The following is a 17,317-nucleotide window of genomic DNA, read 5'->3' on the forward strand; positions in this document are numbered from 1 at the left end:
AATATCGCGCCAATGGCACGATTTTCGACGGGGTGGCGCGAGACGGGTCTCCGCCTCGGAGGCGCTCACCTGAGGAATCTCGCGCGGGCGCCGCGCTTACGACGAGCATCGTCAAGATGCCGGAATAGGGAGGACACAGATGGCTCTGCAGGTGCCTGTCGCGTCGGCCTAGACGCAGAGCTGTCGGACCGGCTCGCTGCGAGCGGGCTGTAGAGCACGGCCTGGCCACTCAGCTGAGCGGGTCCGGGATTTAAACTCGGGCGCCGGCGCCGCCGGCTGTCTCAGCCGCAATCAGGGCGTTGGTCGCCGCCCCCGACGAGGGGCGGACACCCATGGCGCCTGCACGAAACAACAAACGGGGGATAAAATGCTCAGGACCACCTTGCTCGCCGGCGTGGCCACGCTGGCCGTCGCGCCGGCGGCCTTCGCCCAGGCCACTTCAGGCGGCGATACGGGCGCCGTCTCCGAGGTGGTGGTCACCGGCTCGCGCATCGTCACCAACGGATTCCAGCAGCCGACGCCGGTCACGGTCGTGGGACAGACCGAGCTTCAGGTTCAGCAGCCCGTCACGATCGCGGCCTACCTGAACACCCTGCCGTCCTTCGGCGCGACGACGTCGGCCCGCAACCCCAGCATCGGCGTCGCCGGCGGCGGGGCGGAGAACGTCAACCTGCGCAATCTCGGGGTCACCCGCACCCTCGTCCTCCTCGACAACCGGCGCGTGGTCGACTCCGCCATCACTGGCGGCGTCGATACGGTCACCTTGCCCACCTCGCTGATCAAGCGCGTCGAGGTGGTGACCGGCGGCGCCTCGGCGGCCTGGGGCTCCGACGCCGTGGCCGGGGTGGTGAACTTCGTCCTCAATCACGACTACAGCGGCGTCGGGGTCGATGTGGAAAGCGGCATCTCCGGTCACGGAGACAACCAATTCTACAAGATCGATGTGACGGCGGGCCGGCAGTTCGCGGGCGGCCGCGGCCGCATCGTCGCGGACATCGACTACGCGAACACCCCCGAAGGGGTCGACCTCAAGGATCGCGACTGGTTCCACAGCTCTGCGGTCGTCAACAATCCGGCGTTCACCGCGACGAACGGCCAGCCGCGTCAGATCACGGTCACGGGCGCCGGGCCGGTCAACGTCTCGCCGGGCGGCGTGATCACGGCAGGCCCCTTGAAGGGGATCCAGTTCGTCGGACCGAACGGCACGCCGTCGCCGTACAACTTCGGCAACCAGTCCGGTCTGCTGCAGTATGGCGGCGACGTCGACAACTCGATCGGCGAGGACCGCGCGATCACCACCGCGCTCTGGTACAGCAACGCCTTTATCCACGCGGACTACGACCTGACGGACAAGATCACGGCCTTTGCGCAGGTCGCCTACGGTCACTCCGAATACCGGGAAAACGGCTATCTGACCTACCTGCGGCAAGGCAACATCACGATCAACTCGGACAATGCCTACCTGGATTCCGGCATCCGCCAGCAGTTGCTGACCCGCGGGCTCACCAACTTCACCCTGGGCCTCGATTTTACGGCCCCCGGCCCGCCGACGTCCTACAACCAGCGCGACATCGTCAACGCGGTCGTGGGCCTGAACGGCAAGCTGGGCGAGTCGTGGAAATGGAACGTCTACTACACCCACGGCGACGCCAAGACCCACCAGATCGCGCATAAGGACGTGATCATCGCCAACTTCAATTCGGCTGTGGACGCGGTGCGCAGCCCGACGACGGGCGCGATCGTTTGCCGCTCGACCCTGACCGCCCCGACGAACGGCTGTGTGCCGCTGAACATCTTCGGCACGGGCGGCGCGACGGCGGCGGCGCTGAACTATGTCCTGGGCGAAGCCAAGCAGAAGTCCGACGTGCAGCTCGACGTGGTCGAAGCCGACGCGACCGGGACCCTGTTCAAGCTGCCCGCGGGCGATCTCTCGGTCGCCTTCGGTGTCGACTACACCAACAACAAGGCCAGTGCGACGCAGAACGACTTGGCCCTCAACCGGGCGCTTGCGGTGCAGAACTTCCAGCCGTTCGCGGGTCAGCGGAACGTCAAGGAAGCCTTCGTCGAAGTCAGCGTTCCGCTACTGAAGGACCTGCCGCTCACCAAGAACCTGGAGTTCAACGCCGCCGGCCGGGTCACCGACTACAGCACCAGCGGCAGCGTGGAGACCTGGAAGATCGGTCTGTCCGACCAGATCACCGACGACGTCCGGATTCGTGCGACCAAGTCGCGCGACATCCGCGCCCCAACCCTCAATGACCTGTTCTCGGGGGGCGCCTTCACCCAGCAGATCGTCTTCGATCCGCTGACACAGAAATCCTATGCCCAGTTCACGCGCTCGGCGGGCAACCCCGCCCTGCAGCCCGAGGATGCCGACACGACGACCGTCGGGCTCATCTACAGCCCGAGCTTCGTGCCAGGCCTCTCGCTGTCGATCGACTACTACAAGATCAGCATTGACGGCGCGATATCGGCGGTCAGCGCGCCGCAGGCGCTGACCTTCTGCTTCACCGGTCAGACTCAGTACTGCCAGTTCATCCATCGGGACGCGACGAACGCGATCACGACGATCGACTCGGTGCCGGTGAACGTCGCCAGCCTGGTGACCGAAGGCTTGGACTATGAAGTGGATTACCGCCACGCCGTGGGCCCCGGCGTCCTGTCGCTGCGGGCGCTGGCGAGCTTTGTGCCTCGGTTCACCCAGGTGAACAATGGGGTGACGACGAAGTTCGCCGGTCAGGTCAGCGACCTCAGTCCCGGCCAGCCCAAGTGGAAGGCGAGCCTGCTCGGCAGCTACGAACAGGGACCGTTCACGATCAGCGCCAACATCCGCTATGTCGGCAAGGCGAAGCTGCAGAACGTCTGGGTCTCTGGCGTCGACGTCGACAACAACGCGGTGCCCAGCGCCGCGATCGTCAGCCTGACCACGGTCTACAGGTTCGATCTTCGCGGCCGGCCGTCCCAGCTGACGTTCGGAATCGACAACCTGTTCGACAAGGACCCGATCCAGATCCCAGTCGTGCCGAGCACCGTGGCCTACGGCGCGCCGGGTCTGGGCGGCCGTTTCGACCTCTACGATCCGATCGGCCGCAGCTTCCGGATCGGCCTACGCTCGAAGTTCTAAAGCGACGTTCGTTCAGCAAAGGGCCGGGGTCGACCCGGCCCTTCAACCACTATGAAGATCCCATCGTTCACAGGAGTCGCCGATGTCCCTCAAACATGTCGCCGTCGCGGTCGTCGCGGCAACGCTCGGCCTGGCGCCTTCGGTCTCCCTGTCCCAGCCCGCCCCTCGTGCGGCGCCGGGCGTGACCTATTCCACGAACGCCGGCATCGCCGACCAGAAGCGCCCTGACCCGCACCGCTTCGACAAGCGGGTCGACGCCTACCTCGACGCCGACAAGGCCCAGGCGCCGGCGCCGTGCGGCATCCTGTTCATCGGCTCCGCCAGCATCGTGGCCTGGAAGACGATCGCCGCCGACATGGCGCCGGCGCCGGTCATCTCCCGCGGCCTGGGTGGCTCGACGGCCGAGGACCAGATATTCTTCTTCGACAAGATCGTCGCGCCGTATCACCCCCGCGCGATCTTCATCTACGTCGGCGAGAACGACGTAGTGAACGGGCTCACCCCGCAGGAAGCCCTGGTGGACTTCAAGAAATTCATGGACCTGAAGACCAAGGTCCTCGGCGCGACGCCGGTCTACTTCATTCCGGCCAAGGCCTCGCCGGCGCGCCTCGCCTTCGCCCGCAACGAGCAGGCGGCGAACGAACTGGTGGAGGCTTACGCCAAGGGTCGCAAGGACCTGCACTACATCGACGCCGCCCACGATGCGTGGGAGGGCGGCAAGATGCTCGGCACCTTGAAGCCCGTCTATGTCCAGGACGGTATCCACATGAACGCCGACGGCTATGCCGGCTGGACCCGGATCATCAAGCCATATGTCGAAAAGGAAAGCGCGAGAGCGGCGAGTTGCGGCAAGTAGGCCGCTGGGTCTTAGACGCAACTGGCCGACCTAGAGCTCGCACGGGCCGACTTAGTCGCCCCCGAGGCGCTCGTGCGACGACGGCGACAACATCCCGAAGAAGCACGACGCGCCTATGGGCGACATCGCTGCCCAACGTCCACGTCTCGGCCTGACGCCAAGTTCCGCTCCAGCGCGTGCCCGACCTGTAGAGCTAGGCCGTTGTCGACAGCAGGAAGCTGCGGATCTCGGCGATCGCCGCCTCCGCGTCCGGCAGCAGGTCCCCGAACATCTGCCAGACGTGGATCATCTCCGGCCAGATCCGCAGATCGGCGGCGACACCGCAGGCCCGGGCCGCCTCGGCGAGCCTGACCGCGTCGTCCCGCAGAACCTCCTCGGACCCCGCCTGGATGAGCAGCGGGGGCAGGCCGGTGAGGTCCGCCGTCGCCGGCGAGGCGAGGGGGTCCGCGGGGCTGTGGCCACAGAGGTACAGGGCGGCCATCTCCAGGAGGACGTCGCGGGTCAGCAAGGGGTCGCGGCCGTGGAGGGTTGTGTGGGACGACCCCTCGCAGGCGAGATCCGTCCAGGGGCTTAGGGCGACGCAGGCCGCCGGCATCGGCAGGCCCTGGTCGCGCGCCGCGACGAGGGTCGCCACGGCAAGGCCGCCGCCGGCGGATTCGCCGATCAGCGCGGTGCGCGCGGGATCGGCGCCGTGGGTAATCAGGTCGGCGTAGACCGCGACCGCATCCTGCACCGCCGCGGGAAACGGATGGCGCGGCGCGAGGCGGTAGTCGACGCTGAACACCGTGGCCGGCGTCGTGAGCGCGAGCCGCGTGGTGAGGCCGCGGCTGCCGGCCGGGTCGCCCATCACATAGCCGCCGCCATGCAGATGCAGCAAGGTGAGGGCGGTCGCCGCTTGCGGTTCCAGCCGCTCGACGGGGACGCCGCCGCGCGTCTCAAGGGTCACGGTCAGGCCGGCGGGCAGCGGCGGCTGCGACGCGGCGAACGCGGCGGCCTGCGCTCGGCGGTGGGCGATGGAGGCGTCTGGGCCGCCCAGCAGGTCGGCGAGCATCCGCCGAACCCCATCGATCGGCCGGACGGTGCGCGCCGGGATCTCAGTTGGGGGCGGCATCGAGGCGGAATCCTTCGTAGCCGGCCCGGGCGACGGCCTCGCAGTGTTCGCGGTAGCGGCCGAAGCCGCCCAGATAGACGCCGAAGGTGCGGGGTTTGCCGGGGACGTTCGAGCCGAAGTACCAGGAGTTGGAGCGCGCGTAGAGGGTCCCTTCCACCACGTCTGCGGTGTGGGCCGTCCAGGCCGCCTGGGCGGCGTCGGTGGGCTCGATGGTCGCGACGCCGCGGCGGCGAAGCTCCAGGATGCAGTCGGCGATCCAGTCCACATGCTGCTCCACGGCGGTGGGCATGTTGGCCAGCACGGACGGGCTGAGCGGGCCGGTGATGGTGAACAGGTTGGGGAAGCCCGCCACCGCCAAGCCGAGATAGGTCTGTGGGCCCTCGCGCCAGACGTCGGCCAGGCGCACGCCCCCGCGTCCTCGGAGGTCGAGGGCCAGGAGCGGCCCGGTGATGGCGTCGAAACCGGTGGCGACGACCAGGTCGTCCAGTTCGAATTCGGCGTCGGCGGTGCGCACGACCTGGCCCTCCACGGCCTGGATCGGCGCGCTGCGTATGTCGACAAGCTCCACGGTGTCGCGGTTGAAGGTCGCGTAATAGTCGTCCTCGAGGGGCGGCCGCTTCACCCCGATGGGGTGGTCGCTGGGCGTCAGCTTGCGCGCGGTCTCCGGGTCGCGGACGGTCTCGAGGATCTTGCCGCGGACGAAGGCCTGGGCCGCCGCGTTCGCCGCCGTGCTGGTGAACAGGTCGGTGAAGGCGGTGAAGAACCGCATGCCGCCGAGCGTCCAGAGGGCTTCGAAGACGGCGTGTCGCTCGAGGTCGGAGACATCGCCGGCCGCGCGGGTTGGAGGGTCGAAGGGCACCGCGCCGCCTGAAGCGAGGCAGCGCGCGCGGATCTCGGCGTAGTTGGCTTTGACCCAGACGTCGAAATCCGGCTCGGCGGCGCGGTTCCAGGCGGGCAGGACCCAGTTGGCCGTCCGCTGGAAGACGGTCAGGCGAGCCGCCTGCTCGGCGATCCGCGGGATCGCCTGCACGGCGGAGGCGCCGGTGCCGATGATCCCCACGCGGCGGCCGGTAAAGTCGACGCCCTCGTGCGGCCACTGGGCCGTGTGGAAGAGACGACCGGCGAAATCGCGCACCCCTTCGATCTCGGGCCAATTGACCTGCGACAGGCAGCCCATGGCCGTGACCAGGAAGCGGGCGCTGACTGTGGCGCCGTCGGCGGCCGTGATCCGCCAGAGACCGGCGGCGGCGTCGAAGGCCGCCCCGGTGACGGCGGTGGAGAAGCGGTAGTGGCGGCGCAGGTCGAAGCGGTCGGCCACGTGGGCCAGGTAGCGCAGGATCTCGGGTTGCTCGGAGTAGCGCAGGCTCCAGGTCCAGGACTGCTGCAGCGCTTCGGAGAAGGAGTAGCTGTAGTAGAAGCTCTCGCAGTCGCAGCGCGCGCCGGGGTAGCGGTTCCAGTACCAGACGCCGCCGACGTCATCGGCCGTCTCGAAGGCGACGACCTTCAGGCCGGCTTGCGTCAGCCGCCTGACGGCGTAGAGGCCGCCGAACCCCGCCCCGACGACCACCGCATCGCAATCCGCCTTGGCCGCCATGGGCCCTCCGTCAGCTCTCTACATAACGTACGTTACGGTGACTTCCCGGCTTTCGGCAAGGCTTGGGACGTGACATCGTAACGCTTGTTATGGATTGGAGGGGACATGAGACTCGAAGGGAAGGCCGCGCTGGTGACCGGGGCGGCCAGCGGGATCGGGCGGGCTTGCGCCGTGGCTTTGTCGCGCGAGGGGGCCCGGGTGCTCGCCTGCGACATCGATCCCCCCGGGCTCGCGGAGACCGCGGCGATGTCGCCGACGATCGCCGCGCAGCCACTCGACGTCACCCAGGAGGCGGCCTGGGCAGCGGCGGTGGCCACGGCGGAGGCGCGGTTCGGCGCTCTGCACATTCTGGTCAATAACGCCGGCCTCTGCATCAGCGCCGGCATCATGGAGACCACCCTGGAGACCTGGCGTAGGCAGAACGCGGTCAATCTCGACGGCGTCTTCCTGGGCGTGCGCGCGGCGCTGCCGCTGATGGCGCGCTCCGGGGGCGGGGCGATCGTCAACATCTCGTCGGTTGCGGGATTGCAAGGGATTCCCGGTCTCACCGGCTACTGCGCCAGCAAGGGCGGCGTGCGCCTGTTCACCAAGGCCCTGGCCCTGGAGTGCGCGGCCGCCCGCAACGGCGTGCGGGTCAACTCCGTGCACCCAGGGGCCATCGAGACGCCCATTTGGGTGAAGATGCAGCATGGCGGCGCCCTGCCCCCCGGCGCCAACACCATCGCCGAGGAGATGGCGGCGACGCGCGCCGGGGCGGCCCAGGCCACGCCCCTTGGGTTCGCGGGGACGCCGGAGGATATCGCCGAGGGGGTGGTCTACCTCGTGTCGGATGCTGCCCGCTTTGTGACCGGGACGGAGCTGGTGATCGACGGCGGGGTGTTCGCCGGCTGAAATCCCGTCGCGCCGTGGCGGAGAATGGCTGCGCGGCGGGCGATGGATGTGGTAACGCGCGTTAGGTTTTGGGGACATGGGACGGTCATGGCGCGTCAGGCTGACCACAACGAGCGCCGCAAGCTCTTCGCCGCGGCGGCCCTGGCGGTGATCGCCCGCGACGGGCTCGAGGGCCTGACGATGCGGGTGGTGGCCAAGGAGGCCCGGTTCACCACCGGGGCGCTGACCCACTACTTCCAGACCAAGGACGAACTTCTGATCGCCGCCTCCGAGGCGGGGGCGGATGTCGTGCGGCCGGAGATGGACGACGCCGCCACCGGGGCGTCGGCGCGCGTGGCGCTCCGCGATCTGCTCTATACCGTGCTGCCGACCAGCCCGGCGATGAAGGCGCAGTGGCGGTTCTGGATGGCCTTCTGGGAGCGCGCCGCCCACAGCCCGCAGGTGCAGCGGGTCATGCGCGAGCGCTACTTCGAGTACACCAACCGGGTCGCCACGGTGATCCGGCGGTCGCAGGAGCAGGGCGAGACCGCCCGCGGCGTCGACGCGGAGAAGGTGGCGCGCGAGGTCATCGCCCTGATCGACGGCATCGGCGTGCAGGTGATGATCGGCTCGCGCAAGTTTACCAGCGCGGTGCAACGGCAGTACGTCGACGACCTCTTGGAGGCGCGCCTGGGTCCCGTCCGGGAGGCGCCTCGCCGCAAGCGGGCGTCTATGTAACGAGCGTTACGCAATCTGAGGTCGTTCCAGAACGACCGTTATAATATCCTTTGCGAAGATAGCAGAACCAGCGTTATGGTTTGCGCTGACGAGCGGTCACGCGGAGGCGCAGGGTGTCCGGAGCGGATTGGGGCCTGACCCGTTTCTACCACACGGTGGTGAACTGCCGGGACCTGGACGAATCGGTCGCCTTCTACCGGCGGCTGGGCTTCGAGATCCTCAACGATCGCCGCGGTGTCGACTGGCCGGAGTTCGTGGCCGGCATATTCGGCCTTGCCCGGGCCAAGGGCCGCGGCGTGCTCATGGTGCTGCCTGCGGACCCGGACGGCCCGATGCTCGACCTGATCCAGTGGCTCGAGCCCGCCGCGGGATTTCCCGATCGGGGGCGGGTGGCGGAGACCGTTCCGCGGATCATCGCCTTCCGCACCCGCAACGTGCGGCAAGCCTATGCGGCCCTGCAAGCGGCCGGCGTCGAGTTCACTCAGCCGCCCTATACGCCCAGCGAGCCGCTGGGCCTGATCGCCACGGCCTGCTGCTACGACCCGAACGGCAACATCGTCGAGCTGATCGAACTCGAGGCGGGCGTCCGCCACTCGCGGGCCAACGAAGCACTGGGGCAGCGGGCCACCTGATCCGCGGCGTCGCCGCACAACGAAACCAAGAAACCAAAAAGGGGGAAGGCGTCATGACCAAGGCGATCAAGTCACGGGCGGTGCTGCTGGCCGGAGCCGGCGTCCTCGCTCTTTCCATGGGCGCGGGGACCGCCCGCGCCGCAGACGAGGCGGCAAAGGGAACCACGCTGAACGAACTGGTGGTGACCGCCGAGCACCGTGAGGAGAACGTCCAGCGGGTGCCGATCGCGATCACCGCGGTGGAAGGCGCCCAGCTGGAGAAGCAGGGTGTGGTCGGCTTCGCGGAACTCGGCACGCGTGTGCCGTCGCTGCGCTTCGGCGGCGGGGTGACCGGCGGCGAGAACGTCATCACCATGCGCGGCCTGGGCAGCCAAAACACCACGCCGGGCGGCGACTCGCCGGTCGCCTACAACATCGACGGCGTCTATGTGCAGCGCACCACTTCGATCGACCCCGAGTTCTACGACATCTCGCGGGTGGAGGTGCTGCGCGGGCCGCAGGGCACCCTCTATGGACGCAACTCGGTCGGCGGGTCGATCAATGTGATCACCAACAAGCCGGCCGCGAGCTTCGCCGCCGGCGCCGACGCCATGGTCGGCAACTATGACGCGCGCACCTTCCGCGGCTTCGTGAACCTGCCGCTGGTCGACAACGGCGACTTCAAAATGATGGCCCGGCTGACCGGGGTCGACGCCCAGCACGACCCCTACACCGAAAACCTCTCTGTCAAACCGGGGGCGACCGACCAGCTCGACCGTCAGGACTACCAGATGCTGCGGGGCCAGCTGGCCATCGACTTCAGTCCGCAGGCGCGGCTGCTGCTGGCGGCGCACGCGAGCTGGAACCGCGGTGTGGCGGCTACCGCCACGGCCTGGTGGGAGACGCCCGCACGCTTCAGCACCCCGCCGCTGGGCATTCCCGCGGGCTCGCCCTGTGACTTCAGCACCGCGGCGAAGTTCGATCCGCGGCGGGTCTGCCACGACACCGCGGACACCGGGCGCAACGAGACGCAGCTCTATTCGGCGACCTTCGACTACGACCTGCCGTTCGCGACCTTCACCTCGGTGACCGCCTACGGCAACAGCGACGTCACCCAGGTGAGCGACGGGGACGGCTCGGACCTGCCGCTGGCGGTGGGCAGCCGCTGGATCATGAAGGCCAAGCAGTTCTCCCAGGAGTTCCGGCTCGCCTCGGGCGACCAGAACGCCCTGCGTTGGCTGGTCGGCGGCATCTATTTCGCCGGCAAGAACTTCGAGAACTTCGGCTACCAGGACCTCGGCTACAACGACCTCGGGCCGACGGCCGCCTTCGATCAATTCAACTTCTTCAGCTACGGGACCAGCAAGACCCAGTCGTGGGCGCCCTTCGCACAGCTCGACTACGACCTGTCGAAGACCTCGGTGGGCGTGCCGCTCACCCTGACGCTGGGCCTGCGCTACACACACGACAAGAAATACGGCTTCAACTCCCTCGACTACCAGCTGCCGCAGGTCTGCGGCGGCAGTTGCGGGGTGACCGCGGGGCCATTCAGCAAGACCTGGAGCCAGACCACCTACAAGGTGGGCGCGAGCTACCAGGTCGACGACAAGAACATGCTGTTCGCCTCGGTCTCAAGCGGCTACCTGGCCGGCGGGAATATCATCGGCCTGGCCAATATCTACGATCCGGAGACCCTGGTTTCCGTGGACGCCGGTTGGAAGTCCCGCTTCCTCGACGACCGCCTGCAGCTGAACATCGCCGCCTACCACGAGGAGATCAAACACCTGCAGGTGTTCATCCAAAGCTCGACGCAGTCGGGGATCAACAACGTCAATGGCACGACCAAGGTCAACGGGCTGGAAGTGGAGTTCACCGTCCTGCCGACCCCGAATCTGCGGCTCAACGGGACCCTCACCCTGTCGGACGCCAAATACGGGCGCTACATCACCACCGACACCCGCTTCGGCGGTCCCGGGCCGGGCTGCGACGCGGTCACCAAGCTCTGCAATTTCGAAGGCAACCAGCTCAACGAGACGCCGCCCTACGCCTTCAACCTCGGCGCGGAATATCGCTTCGAGACCGACTTCGGCGCGATCACGCCGCGGATCGACACCTACGTCTCAGGCAAGGTGGACTTCCTGCCGGACAACTACGTCACCTCGCGGCAGAAAGCCTATCATATGACCAACGCGCGGGTGACCTGGACCAGTATGGACAACCGCTACCGGGTCGACGCCTTCGTCAACAACATCGAGAACAAGGACGTGATCTCGAACGACGGGCTGCAGTCGATCACCCTGGGCCAGCAGGCGCTGGAGCCGGACAACTTCGTCTACTACCCGCCGCGCACCTATGGCGTGCGGGTCGGCGTGAACTTCTGACGCGTGCGGCGGCGCCCCCGCAGGTCCGGATGAAAGGCTGACCGCATGTCCATGGAGTGGCCCGTGCGCGCCGACTGGCTCGCGCAGGTGAGCGAGCCGCCGCTCGAGCCGGACCTGCCGATCGTCGACGCGCACCACCACCTCTGGAAGCTGCCGCACGACACCTACCTGCTGCCCGAGTTCCTGGCCGACGCCGACCGCGCCGGCGGCGGGCACAATGTGGTGGCCAGCGTGTTCGCCGAATGCGCGGCGATGTACCGGCCTTCCGGTCCGCCGGACCTGCGCTCGCTGGGGGAGGTGGAGTTCGCCAACGGGATCGGGGCGCAGGCCGCGAGCGGGGTGTTCGGCCCCGTGCGCGCCTGCGCCGCGATGTTCGGGTCTGTGGACTTGACCCGCGGCGAGGCGGCCGGCGAGATCCTAGACTTGCATGTATCGCGTGCGCCGGACCGGTATCGTGGCGTCCGCCCGATCGTCTGCGCCGATCCGCACGGTGTGCTCGATCCCTGGCCCAGCGCCCCGGCCGAGCTGATGGCCGGCGCCGCCTTCCGGGCGGGCGCGCGGGCGCTCGCGCGGCGCGGCCTGGTCCTGGACCTGTGGGTGTTCCACCATCAGCTGGATCAGGTGGCCGACCTAGCGCGCGCCCTTCCGGAGCTGAGCATAGTGCTCGACCATCTGGGCACGCCGCTGGGGATGGGCTGGTACGCCGACAAGCGCGCCGAGGTCTTCGAGGCTTGGCTGCGAGATCTGCGGACGGTCGCCGGTTGCCCGAACGTGGTGGTCAAGCTGGGCGGCCTCAATATGCACTTCAACGGCTTCGGGTGGGGCGACCGGCCGCAGCCGCCGAGCTCCGACGAGCTGGCCGCGGCGAACGGCCCTTACTACCGCGCCGCCATCGACCTTTTCGGGCCGGACCGCTGCATGTTCGAGAGCAACTTTCCGATGGACAAACGCTCGGTTGGCTGGGGGACTCTGTGGAACGCCCACAAGAAGATCGTCGCCGGCTTCAGCGCCGACGAGAAGCGCCAGATGTTCAGCGAGGTGGCGATACGCACCTACCGCATCGCCGGCTTGGATACGGCGGCCGCATCGTCCTCCACGCCGTAGACCTCCTGCAGCCGCGAGGTGGTCAGGCCCGGGGCGAGCTCGATGAGCTCGATGATGTTGCCGTTGGGGTCATAGACGCCGGCCACGGCCACGATGCCCGCGGCCGCGTTGCCGGTGTAGGCGTCCGGGGTGGTGGTGCGGTAGCCCTTGGCCTGCATTGCCCGCATCGCAGCGGCGACGTTGCGGGTGCGGAAGGCCGTGACCCGGGGCACATGGCTGGGCGACACCGCCGGGAACGTGGCTTCCGGCTCGAGCCACTGGATGATGTCGAGCATTGGCCCCTCGGGCGGGGGGTCGCTGGGAAGCGCCATGAGCGTGCCGCCCTTTCCCTTCACGTCGGGGATCATGCCGAACACGACGCCGCCGCCCGGCGGCCACTTCATGTTGCGCCGGTCGCGCACGATCACGAAACCCAGCGCCTGGTAGAAGGCGACGGTCTCGTCGATGTCCCGGGCGTTGATGATCGTGTGGTAGAAGCGCTCGAGCGCCCAGTCGGTGTCAGCCATCGGTCCGGTCTCCCTGACCGCCAGCATAACATATCAATCGTTATGTCAAGCTCCGTCGGCGGCTTGACTTCGGAGCTCGTGAACGGGATACATAACAAGCGTTATGGACCGACGGGAGCGACGGCGTGAAATTCGACATCTTCTGCGAGATCCAGCGAGCGTTCCCGTGGGCAGACGGCGAGGACGAGGCGAGCCTGTTCCGGGAGATCCTCGAACAGGCCGAGGCGGCCGACGCCGCGGGCTTCATCAACTGGTGGCAGGTCGAGCACCATGGCGCGCCGGAGTTCAGCTACTCGGCCGCGCCGGAGGTGGTGCTGACCGCCATCGCGATGCGCACCAAGCGCCTGCGCGTCGGTCATGCCGGTGTGCTCGCGCCGTTCAACATCAACACGCCGCTGCGGGTCGCCGAGCGCGGCGCGACGCTCGACGTGTTGTCCGGGGGGCGTTTCGACCTTGGGCTGGCGAAGTCGGGCGGCAAGGAATGGGAGACCTTCGGTGTCGATCCCGAAACGGCGCGCGACCAGGTCCGCGACGCCATGCACATCATACCGCGGATTTGGACCGAGCCGGAGTTCACCTGGGACGGCCCCGGCTACAAGGTGCCGCCGCGCCAAATCGTGCCCAAACCCCTGCAGAAGCCGCATCCGCCCCTATGGCAGACCTGCGGTTCGCCGGAGAGCTTCTACATGGCCGGTGAGATGGGCGTGGGTGCGCTCGGGACCACGTTGCTGAGCCCGGTCGCGGTCCTGGGCGAGATGCTGCGTGAGCACGACCGCGGGCTGGCGGCCTGCCGCACGCCCGCCGGGCGCTTCGTGAACCGCGAGAAGGGCTGCTTCACCTTCGTGCACGTCGCGGAGAGCCGCGAGGCGGCGATCGCCAACGGCGCCGCCTGGTCGGCGCTCTGGTACGTGAACGCGGCGCCCGTGGTGTTCAAGGTGCCGCGGCGGATCTGGTACGACATGATCAAGGCCGGCCTGCATCCGAATTCCTCGCGCGACACGGCCGCGATGGAGCGGCTCGATCCCAACGAGACGGTCATCCACGACGACGACCCGCCGGTGCTGGTTCTGCTCAAACGGATGGCCCAGGGCGAGGTCATCAGCCGGCAAGAGGCGCATGAGGTCCTCGAGCCCCTCGACTGCGTGGTGATCGGAGATCCTGACCACTGCAAACGGAAGCTCGAGGGCTATGCGGCCATCGGGGCGGACCGGATGATGTGCATGATGCAGTACGGGTCCATTCCCCATGCGGCGGTGCTGAAGAGCATTGACCTGGCGGGCCGCCACCTGCGCCCGGCCTTCACGGCGGAGGCGGACAGCGCTGTGGTCGCCTAGCGGCGGCGGTTGGAGGCGGGCAATGAATATCGAGGTCCCGGACAGCCTGGTGGGCGCGCCCCGCGTCGCGCTCAATCCCTCGACCTCCAGCATCCACGACCCGGATCGCGCCAGGGCGCTCGGGTTCCGTGGCGCGGCGGTGGGGGGCAACCTTCACCTCGACATCTTCGCGCCCCTGTTGGTCGAGGCCTACGGCCAAGCCTGGTTCGAGACCGGCGCGCTGTCGCTCTACTTCCTGAATATCGTGATCGCGGGCGAGCCTGTGCAGGCCGTGGTCGAGCGGCCGACGCCGCCCGGAGCCCAGACACGCATCCACGCCCGCAGCCCGAGGGACCCCGCGCTACGGATTTGTGAGGGCACGGCGTCCCTCGGCGACCACAGCCGGTCAGAGCTTTCGGCGCGCGATCTCAAGACCTGCGACGCCTCGGCGCTCCGGCTCCTGAAGGGGGTGACGCCGGGCCAGTCGCTCGGCGAGGCCGAGATGACCCTCACCTGGAAGGAGCAGGAGGCCCTCATCGAGAGCGGCGTCAACAACGAGCCGATGGACTGGTATCGCGGAGCCTCCCCTTGGGGCGGCTCGATCGCCTCAGTCGGCGGCACGGCGGCGCTGATGTACCGACTCCTCACCGGCGACGGCGTGCGCCACCACCACGATCGCATCTCGCCGCACATCGGCGACGCATCGGCCATGTTCGGCGCTTTCGAGATCGTCTACCAGCGGGGACCGGTATTCCTGGACCGGCCGTACCGCGTGGAGGGACGGGTGGTCGGCGTGGGCGAGAGTCCCAAGACCGAGTACCTGTGGTGGGACGCCGCCGCGAGCGACGAAACCGGAGCGGTCGTGGCGCGGATGCGGCATCTCTTCCGGCTCATCAAGGCCAGTTCGCCCCTCTATGGAGATCTGCAGGGCGCGCCGGTTTCGGCTCGCGCGGAGAAGGGAGCGGTTCGCTGAGCAGCTGAGAATGCCGATCCATGGAAGGTCGGCTTCCCTGGTAACCGCCTATGTCGCCTGCTGGCCCGTTTCTGAAGTGTCTTCCGCGCCGCGGGGCAGGCGGCGCCGATCAATTTCCGCCTTTGGCGGCCGCTTCCGCGAGCCGGGCGCCGCGCAGGATGCCTTCCATCGCGTAGTTCCCCTCATGGCAGGCGTATTCGTAGATCTGCCCCTTGGCGGGCTTGAAGGAATACTCGCCCGACCAGGCTTGCGTGTAGTGCACCGGATCGTCGACCGTGAACCGATAGAGCAGTTCGTTCTTGGCGATCCGCGTGAACCGTTCCGTCACCGTGCCCTGCGCTGACACGGGCGTCAGTGTCCGCCCTTCCTGGATGGGGTTCACGTTCTTCGTCTCGGTGACAAGCGTGTCGCCTTCCCACCAGGCCACCGTATCGCCCAGCCACGGCCTGATCACAGCCGGCTGATGGGATGCGCGGGCCTTTTCGGCGGAGGCGAAGATCGGGGCGACCCGGACGTCGTGGTTCATCTCCAGGTCGATCACGAAATAGCCCGGCGTGACGAAGAAGCTGTAGTTGTTGTTGTAGATGGCGTTGAGCATGACCGGCCCGCCGGCGTCGCTCTGCGAGATCAGGCAACGCTCGCGGAGCGGAAGATCCTCCGGACCCGCGTAGGCGCCTTTCCCGGACTGGTACTCGACCCCGTCCCGGTTCATCAGGGCGAGGCTTTTCGCGCGATTTCGGAAAGGCATCTTCCCATCGGCGGGGCTGGTGATGAAGGAAGACCGCGCTTCTCCGCGAACGCGCATCAGGCCGTCTCCGGAATCGATCCAGTAAGAATTGTAGCCGGCGGTGGCGTCCGCATCCTTGAAGGCGCCCTTGCTGAGATCGGAGACCCCGTTCGCCGCGGCGAGACGCGCGGACGTCGCCTTCGCCACCGCCTCCGCCTGTGCGGTCGAGACGACAAGCTGGGAAAAGGTCGCGGGCCGCTCAAGCCGGGTGACGGTGGCGTTCGTCCAGACCCCACCGAAATCGCGCGCCAAGGCCGTGTGTACGGCGGCTTGAGGGGCGGCGGCCCGGCCCTGCGGCGCTTGGTCCTGGGCGAAGGCCGGGCCGGCGAGGAGCACGGCCAGCATCGCGGCCGCAGATATCGTGGCTCTTGTCATCGCATCGTCCTCCTCGGCCTCCGTTCGACGCCACCTATTCGATCGGCATTCTGATTTTTCGAAGACGCCGCCCATCGCACGCGGGCGGCCAGACCGAGTTGTCTCTAGATCCGACCTCAGCCGGCGCTGCGTCTGGGTCGGCCGCCGCGCTTTCCATTTTCGCGCGAGGCGAGCGCGCGCGCTTCGCGTCGGGTCCAATCCATCGGCCCGAGAAAACCTTCGAGCAGGCGTGAGACGGTGAAATCCGCGTCCAATCGAGGGAAATGCAGCGTGCTGCCAACGCCCTCGACCGTGACGCCAACCAGGTCATCAGCAGCGGCCTCCGACAGACCCGGGGCGAGGCGGGGGTCGAAGGCGAACTCGATCCCCGTATCGAGTCCGACCACGACCCGCTCTGCGCGTCGGTCAAATCGAGCCTTCACTGCTCGCGGCGTCGCATGAGCAAACCGACCTCGAACCCCTGCGGCCTTAAAAGCCGCGGCGTCGATCATCTTGAACTCAGCCATGGATATCCTCCCAACTCTCGCAGCAGTCGACCAGCCTGGCGGCGATCTCGCCGCCCAATTCATTCAGCCGCGCCAAGGTCCAATCGCCGACATAGTCCCACAACTCCACCGGTCCATCCGGGCAGTTGAGCTTGAAGCGCGCTTCGCAACCTTTGCCGAACGCATGAACGTGCGGAGGTGGATGATCGTTGGAGTTGACTGCCACACGGTAGCGTCGCCGGCTCGGGAATACGGTCCCCATGACTATACCATCGCACAAAACCTAAATGCGATCTAGGTTATTTGGTGATGCCGGAGAATTTCCGTTCTCTCTTGGGCGATCCATTCGGCTCAACGCCTAGCGCGACGCATAAGAAGAGCCTGCTTGCCGTCGCCGCCGCGGGCGGCCGCGCCGCTATCGGGCATCCTGGAGTCAATCATATGTTCATGTTTTGTTCTTGACAAGGTAAGCGCCGTCAAGCATAGTGG

General features: G+C 67.6%; 15 protein-coding genes. 9 read left to right on the forward strand and 6 right to left on the reverse strand.

From position 1 onward, the window contains the following. Positions 1 to 367: 367 nt before the first annotated feature. Together ACESMY_RS09265 and ACESMY_RS09270 are read left to right on the forward strand one after the other, a co-directional pair. Complete coding sequence (locus tag ACESMY_RS09265; RefSeq protein WP_372784281.1) at positions 368 to 3,124, forward strand: TonB-dependent receptor plug domain-containing protein; 2,757 nt, start codon at positions 368 to 370, stop codon at positions 3,122 to 3,124. A gap of 82 nt (positions 3,125 to 3,206) precedes the next feature. Next, on the forward strand, positions 3,207 to 3,980 hold the full coding sequence (locus tag ACESMY_RS09270; RefSeq protein WP_372784282.1) for a GDSL-type esterase/lipase family protein: 774 nt from the start codon (positions 3,207 to 3,209) through the stop codon (positions 3,978 to 3,980). A gap of 193 nt (positions 3,981 to 4,173) precedes the next feature. On the opposite strand, the gene ACESMY_RS09275 is transcribed toward ACESMY_RS09270, so the two are convergent. Together ACESMY_RS09275 and ACESMY_RS09280 are read right to left on the reverse strand one after the other, a co-directional pair. After that, complete coding sequence (locus tag ACESMY_RS09275; protein ID WP_372784283.1) at positions 4,174 to 5,091, reverse strand: alpha/beta hydrolase; 918 nt, start codon at positions 5,089 to 5,091, stop codon at positions 4,174 to 4,176. Beyond that, positions 5,075 to 6,685, reverse strand: coding sequence for a flavin-containing monooxygenase (locus tag ACESMY_RS09280; protein ID WP_372784284.1), 1,611 nt, complete (start codon positions 6,683 to 6,685; stop codon positions 5,075 to 5,077). Before ACESMY_RS09280 ends, ACESMY_RS09275 begins: the two co-directional genes overlap by 17 nt. A gap of 105 nt (positions 6,686 to 6,790) precedes the next feature. Between ACESMY_RS09280 and ACESMY_RS09285 the strand changes: the two genes are divergently transcribed. From ACESMY_RS09285 to ACESMY_RS09305, 5 genes are all read left to right on the forward strand, one after another. Beyond that, the gene (locus ACESMY_RS09285) at positions 6,791 to 7,576 is read left to right on the forward strand and encodes an SDR family NAD(P)-dependent oxidoreductase (RefSeq protein WP_372784286.1); all 786 of its coding nucleotides are present in this window, start codon (positions 6,791 to 6,793) and stop codon (positions 7,574 to 7,576) included. An 87-nt stretch (positions 7,577 to 7,663) separates the two neighbouring features. Further along, positions 7,664 to 8,293 (forward strand): TetR/AcrR family transcriptional regulator, encoded by a 630-nt coding sequence (locus ACESMY_RS09290; protein WP_372784287.1) that lies wholly within the window; start codon positions 7,664 to 7,666, stop codon positions 8,291 to 8,293. A 113-nt stretch (positions 8,294 to 8,406) separates the two neighbouring features. After that, complete coding sequence (locus tag ACESMY_RS09295) at positions 8,407 to 8,925, forward strand: VOC family protein (RefSeq protein WP_372784288.1); 519 nt, start codon at positions 8,407 to 8,409, stop codon at positions 8,923 to 8,925. A gap of 53 nt (positions 8,926 to 8,978) precedes the next feature. Continuing rightward, a complete protein-coding gene (locus ACESMY_RS09300; RefSeq protein ID WP_372784289.1) occupies positions 8,979 to 11,285 on the forward strand; it encodes a TonB-dependent receptor in 2,307 nt (768 codons plus the stop codon). Between the two features lie 45 nt (positions 11,286 to 11,330). Continuing rightward, on the forward strand, positions 11,331 to 12,389 hold the full coding sequence (locus tag ACESMY_RS09305) for an amidohydrolase (RefSeq protein WP_372784290.1): 1,059 nt from the start codon (positions 11,331 to 11,333) through the stop codon (positions 12,387 to 12,389). On the opposite strand, the gene ACESMY_RS09310 is transcribed toward ACESMY_RS09305, so the two are convergent. After that, positions 12,338 to 12,895 carry a VOC family protein gene (locus ACESMY_RS09310; RefSeq protein WP_372784291.1) on the reverse strand — a complete coding sequence of 186 codons (558 nt, stop codon included), beginning with the start codon at positions 12,893 to 12,895 and terminating at the stop codon, positions 12,338 to 12,340. The two genes, ACESMY_RS09305 and ACESMY_RS09310, sit on opposite strands and share 52 nt — an antisense overlap. A gap of 125 nt (positions 12,896 to 13,020) precedes the next feature. Here ACESMY_RS09310 and ACESMY_RS09315 point away from each other — a divergent pair, with 125 nt between their 5' ends. Beyond that, positions 13,021 to 14,229 (forward strand): LLM class flavin-dependent oxidoreductase, encoded by a 1,209-nt coding sequence (locus tag ACESMY_RS09315; protein ID WP_372784292.1) that lies wholly within the window; start codon positions 13,021 to 13,023, stop codon positions 14,227 to 14,229. 22 nt (positions 14,230 to 14,251) lie between these two features. Then, positions 14,252 to 15,181 (forward strand): hypothetical protein, encoded by a 930-nt coding sequence (locus tag ACESMY_RS09320; RefSeq protein ID WP_372784293.1) that lies wholly within the window; start codon positions 14,252 to 14,254, stop codon positions 15,179 to 15,181. Between the two features lie 109 nt (positions 15,182 to 15,290). Here ACESMY_RS09320 and ACESMY_RS09325 read toward each other — a convergent pair whose 3' ends face one another. The 3 genes from ACESMY_RS09325 to ACESMY_RS09335 are packed head-to-tail and all read right to left on the reverse strand — an operon-like array spanning position 15,291 to position 17,090. Continuing rightward, complete coding sequence (locus tag ACESMY_RS09325) at positions 15,291 to 16,418, reverse strand: hypothetical protein (RefSeq protein WP_372784294.1); 1,128 nt, start codon at positions 16,416 to 16,418, stop codon at positions 15,291 to 15,293. Between the two features lie 41 nt (positions 16,419 to 16,459). Next, positions 16,460 to 16,849 (reverse strand): DUF2442 domain-containing protein, encoded by a 390-nt coding sequence (locus tag ACESMY_RS09330; protein WP_372784295.1) that lies wholly within the window; start codon positions 16,847 to 16,849, stop codon positions 16,460 to 16,462. Further along, positions 16,842 to 17,090 carry a DUF4160 domain-containing protein gene (locus tag ACESMY_RS09335; protein ID WP_372784296.1) on the reverse strand — a complete coding sequence of 83 codons (249 nt, stop codon included), beginning with the start codon at positions 17,088 to 17,090 and terminating at the stop codon, positions 16,842 to 16,844. Before ACESMY_RS09335 ends, ACESMY_RS09330 begins: the two co-directional genes overlap by 8 nt. Between the last annotated feature and the right edge of the window lie 227 nt (positions 17,091 to 17,317).

Origin of the sequence: Phenylobacterium sp. (genome assembly GCF_041691455.1) — a bacterium.
Classification (GTDB): domain Bacteria; phylum Pseudomonadota; class Alphaproteobacteria; order Caulobacterales; family Caulobacteraceae; genus Phenylobacterium.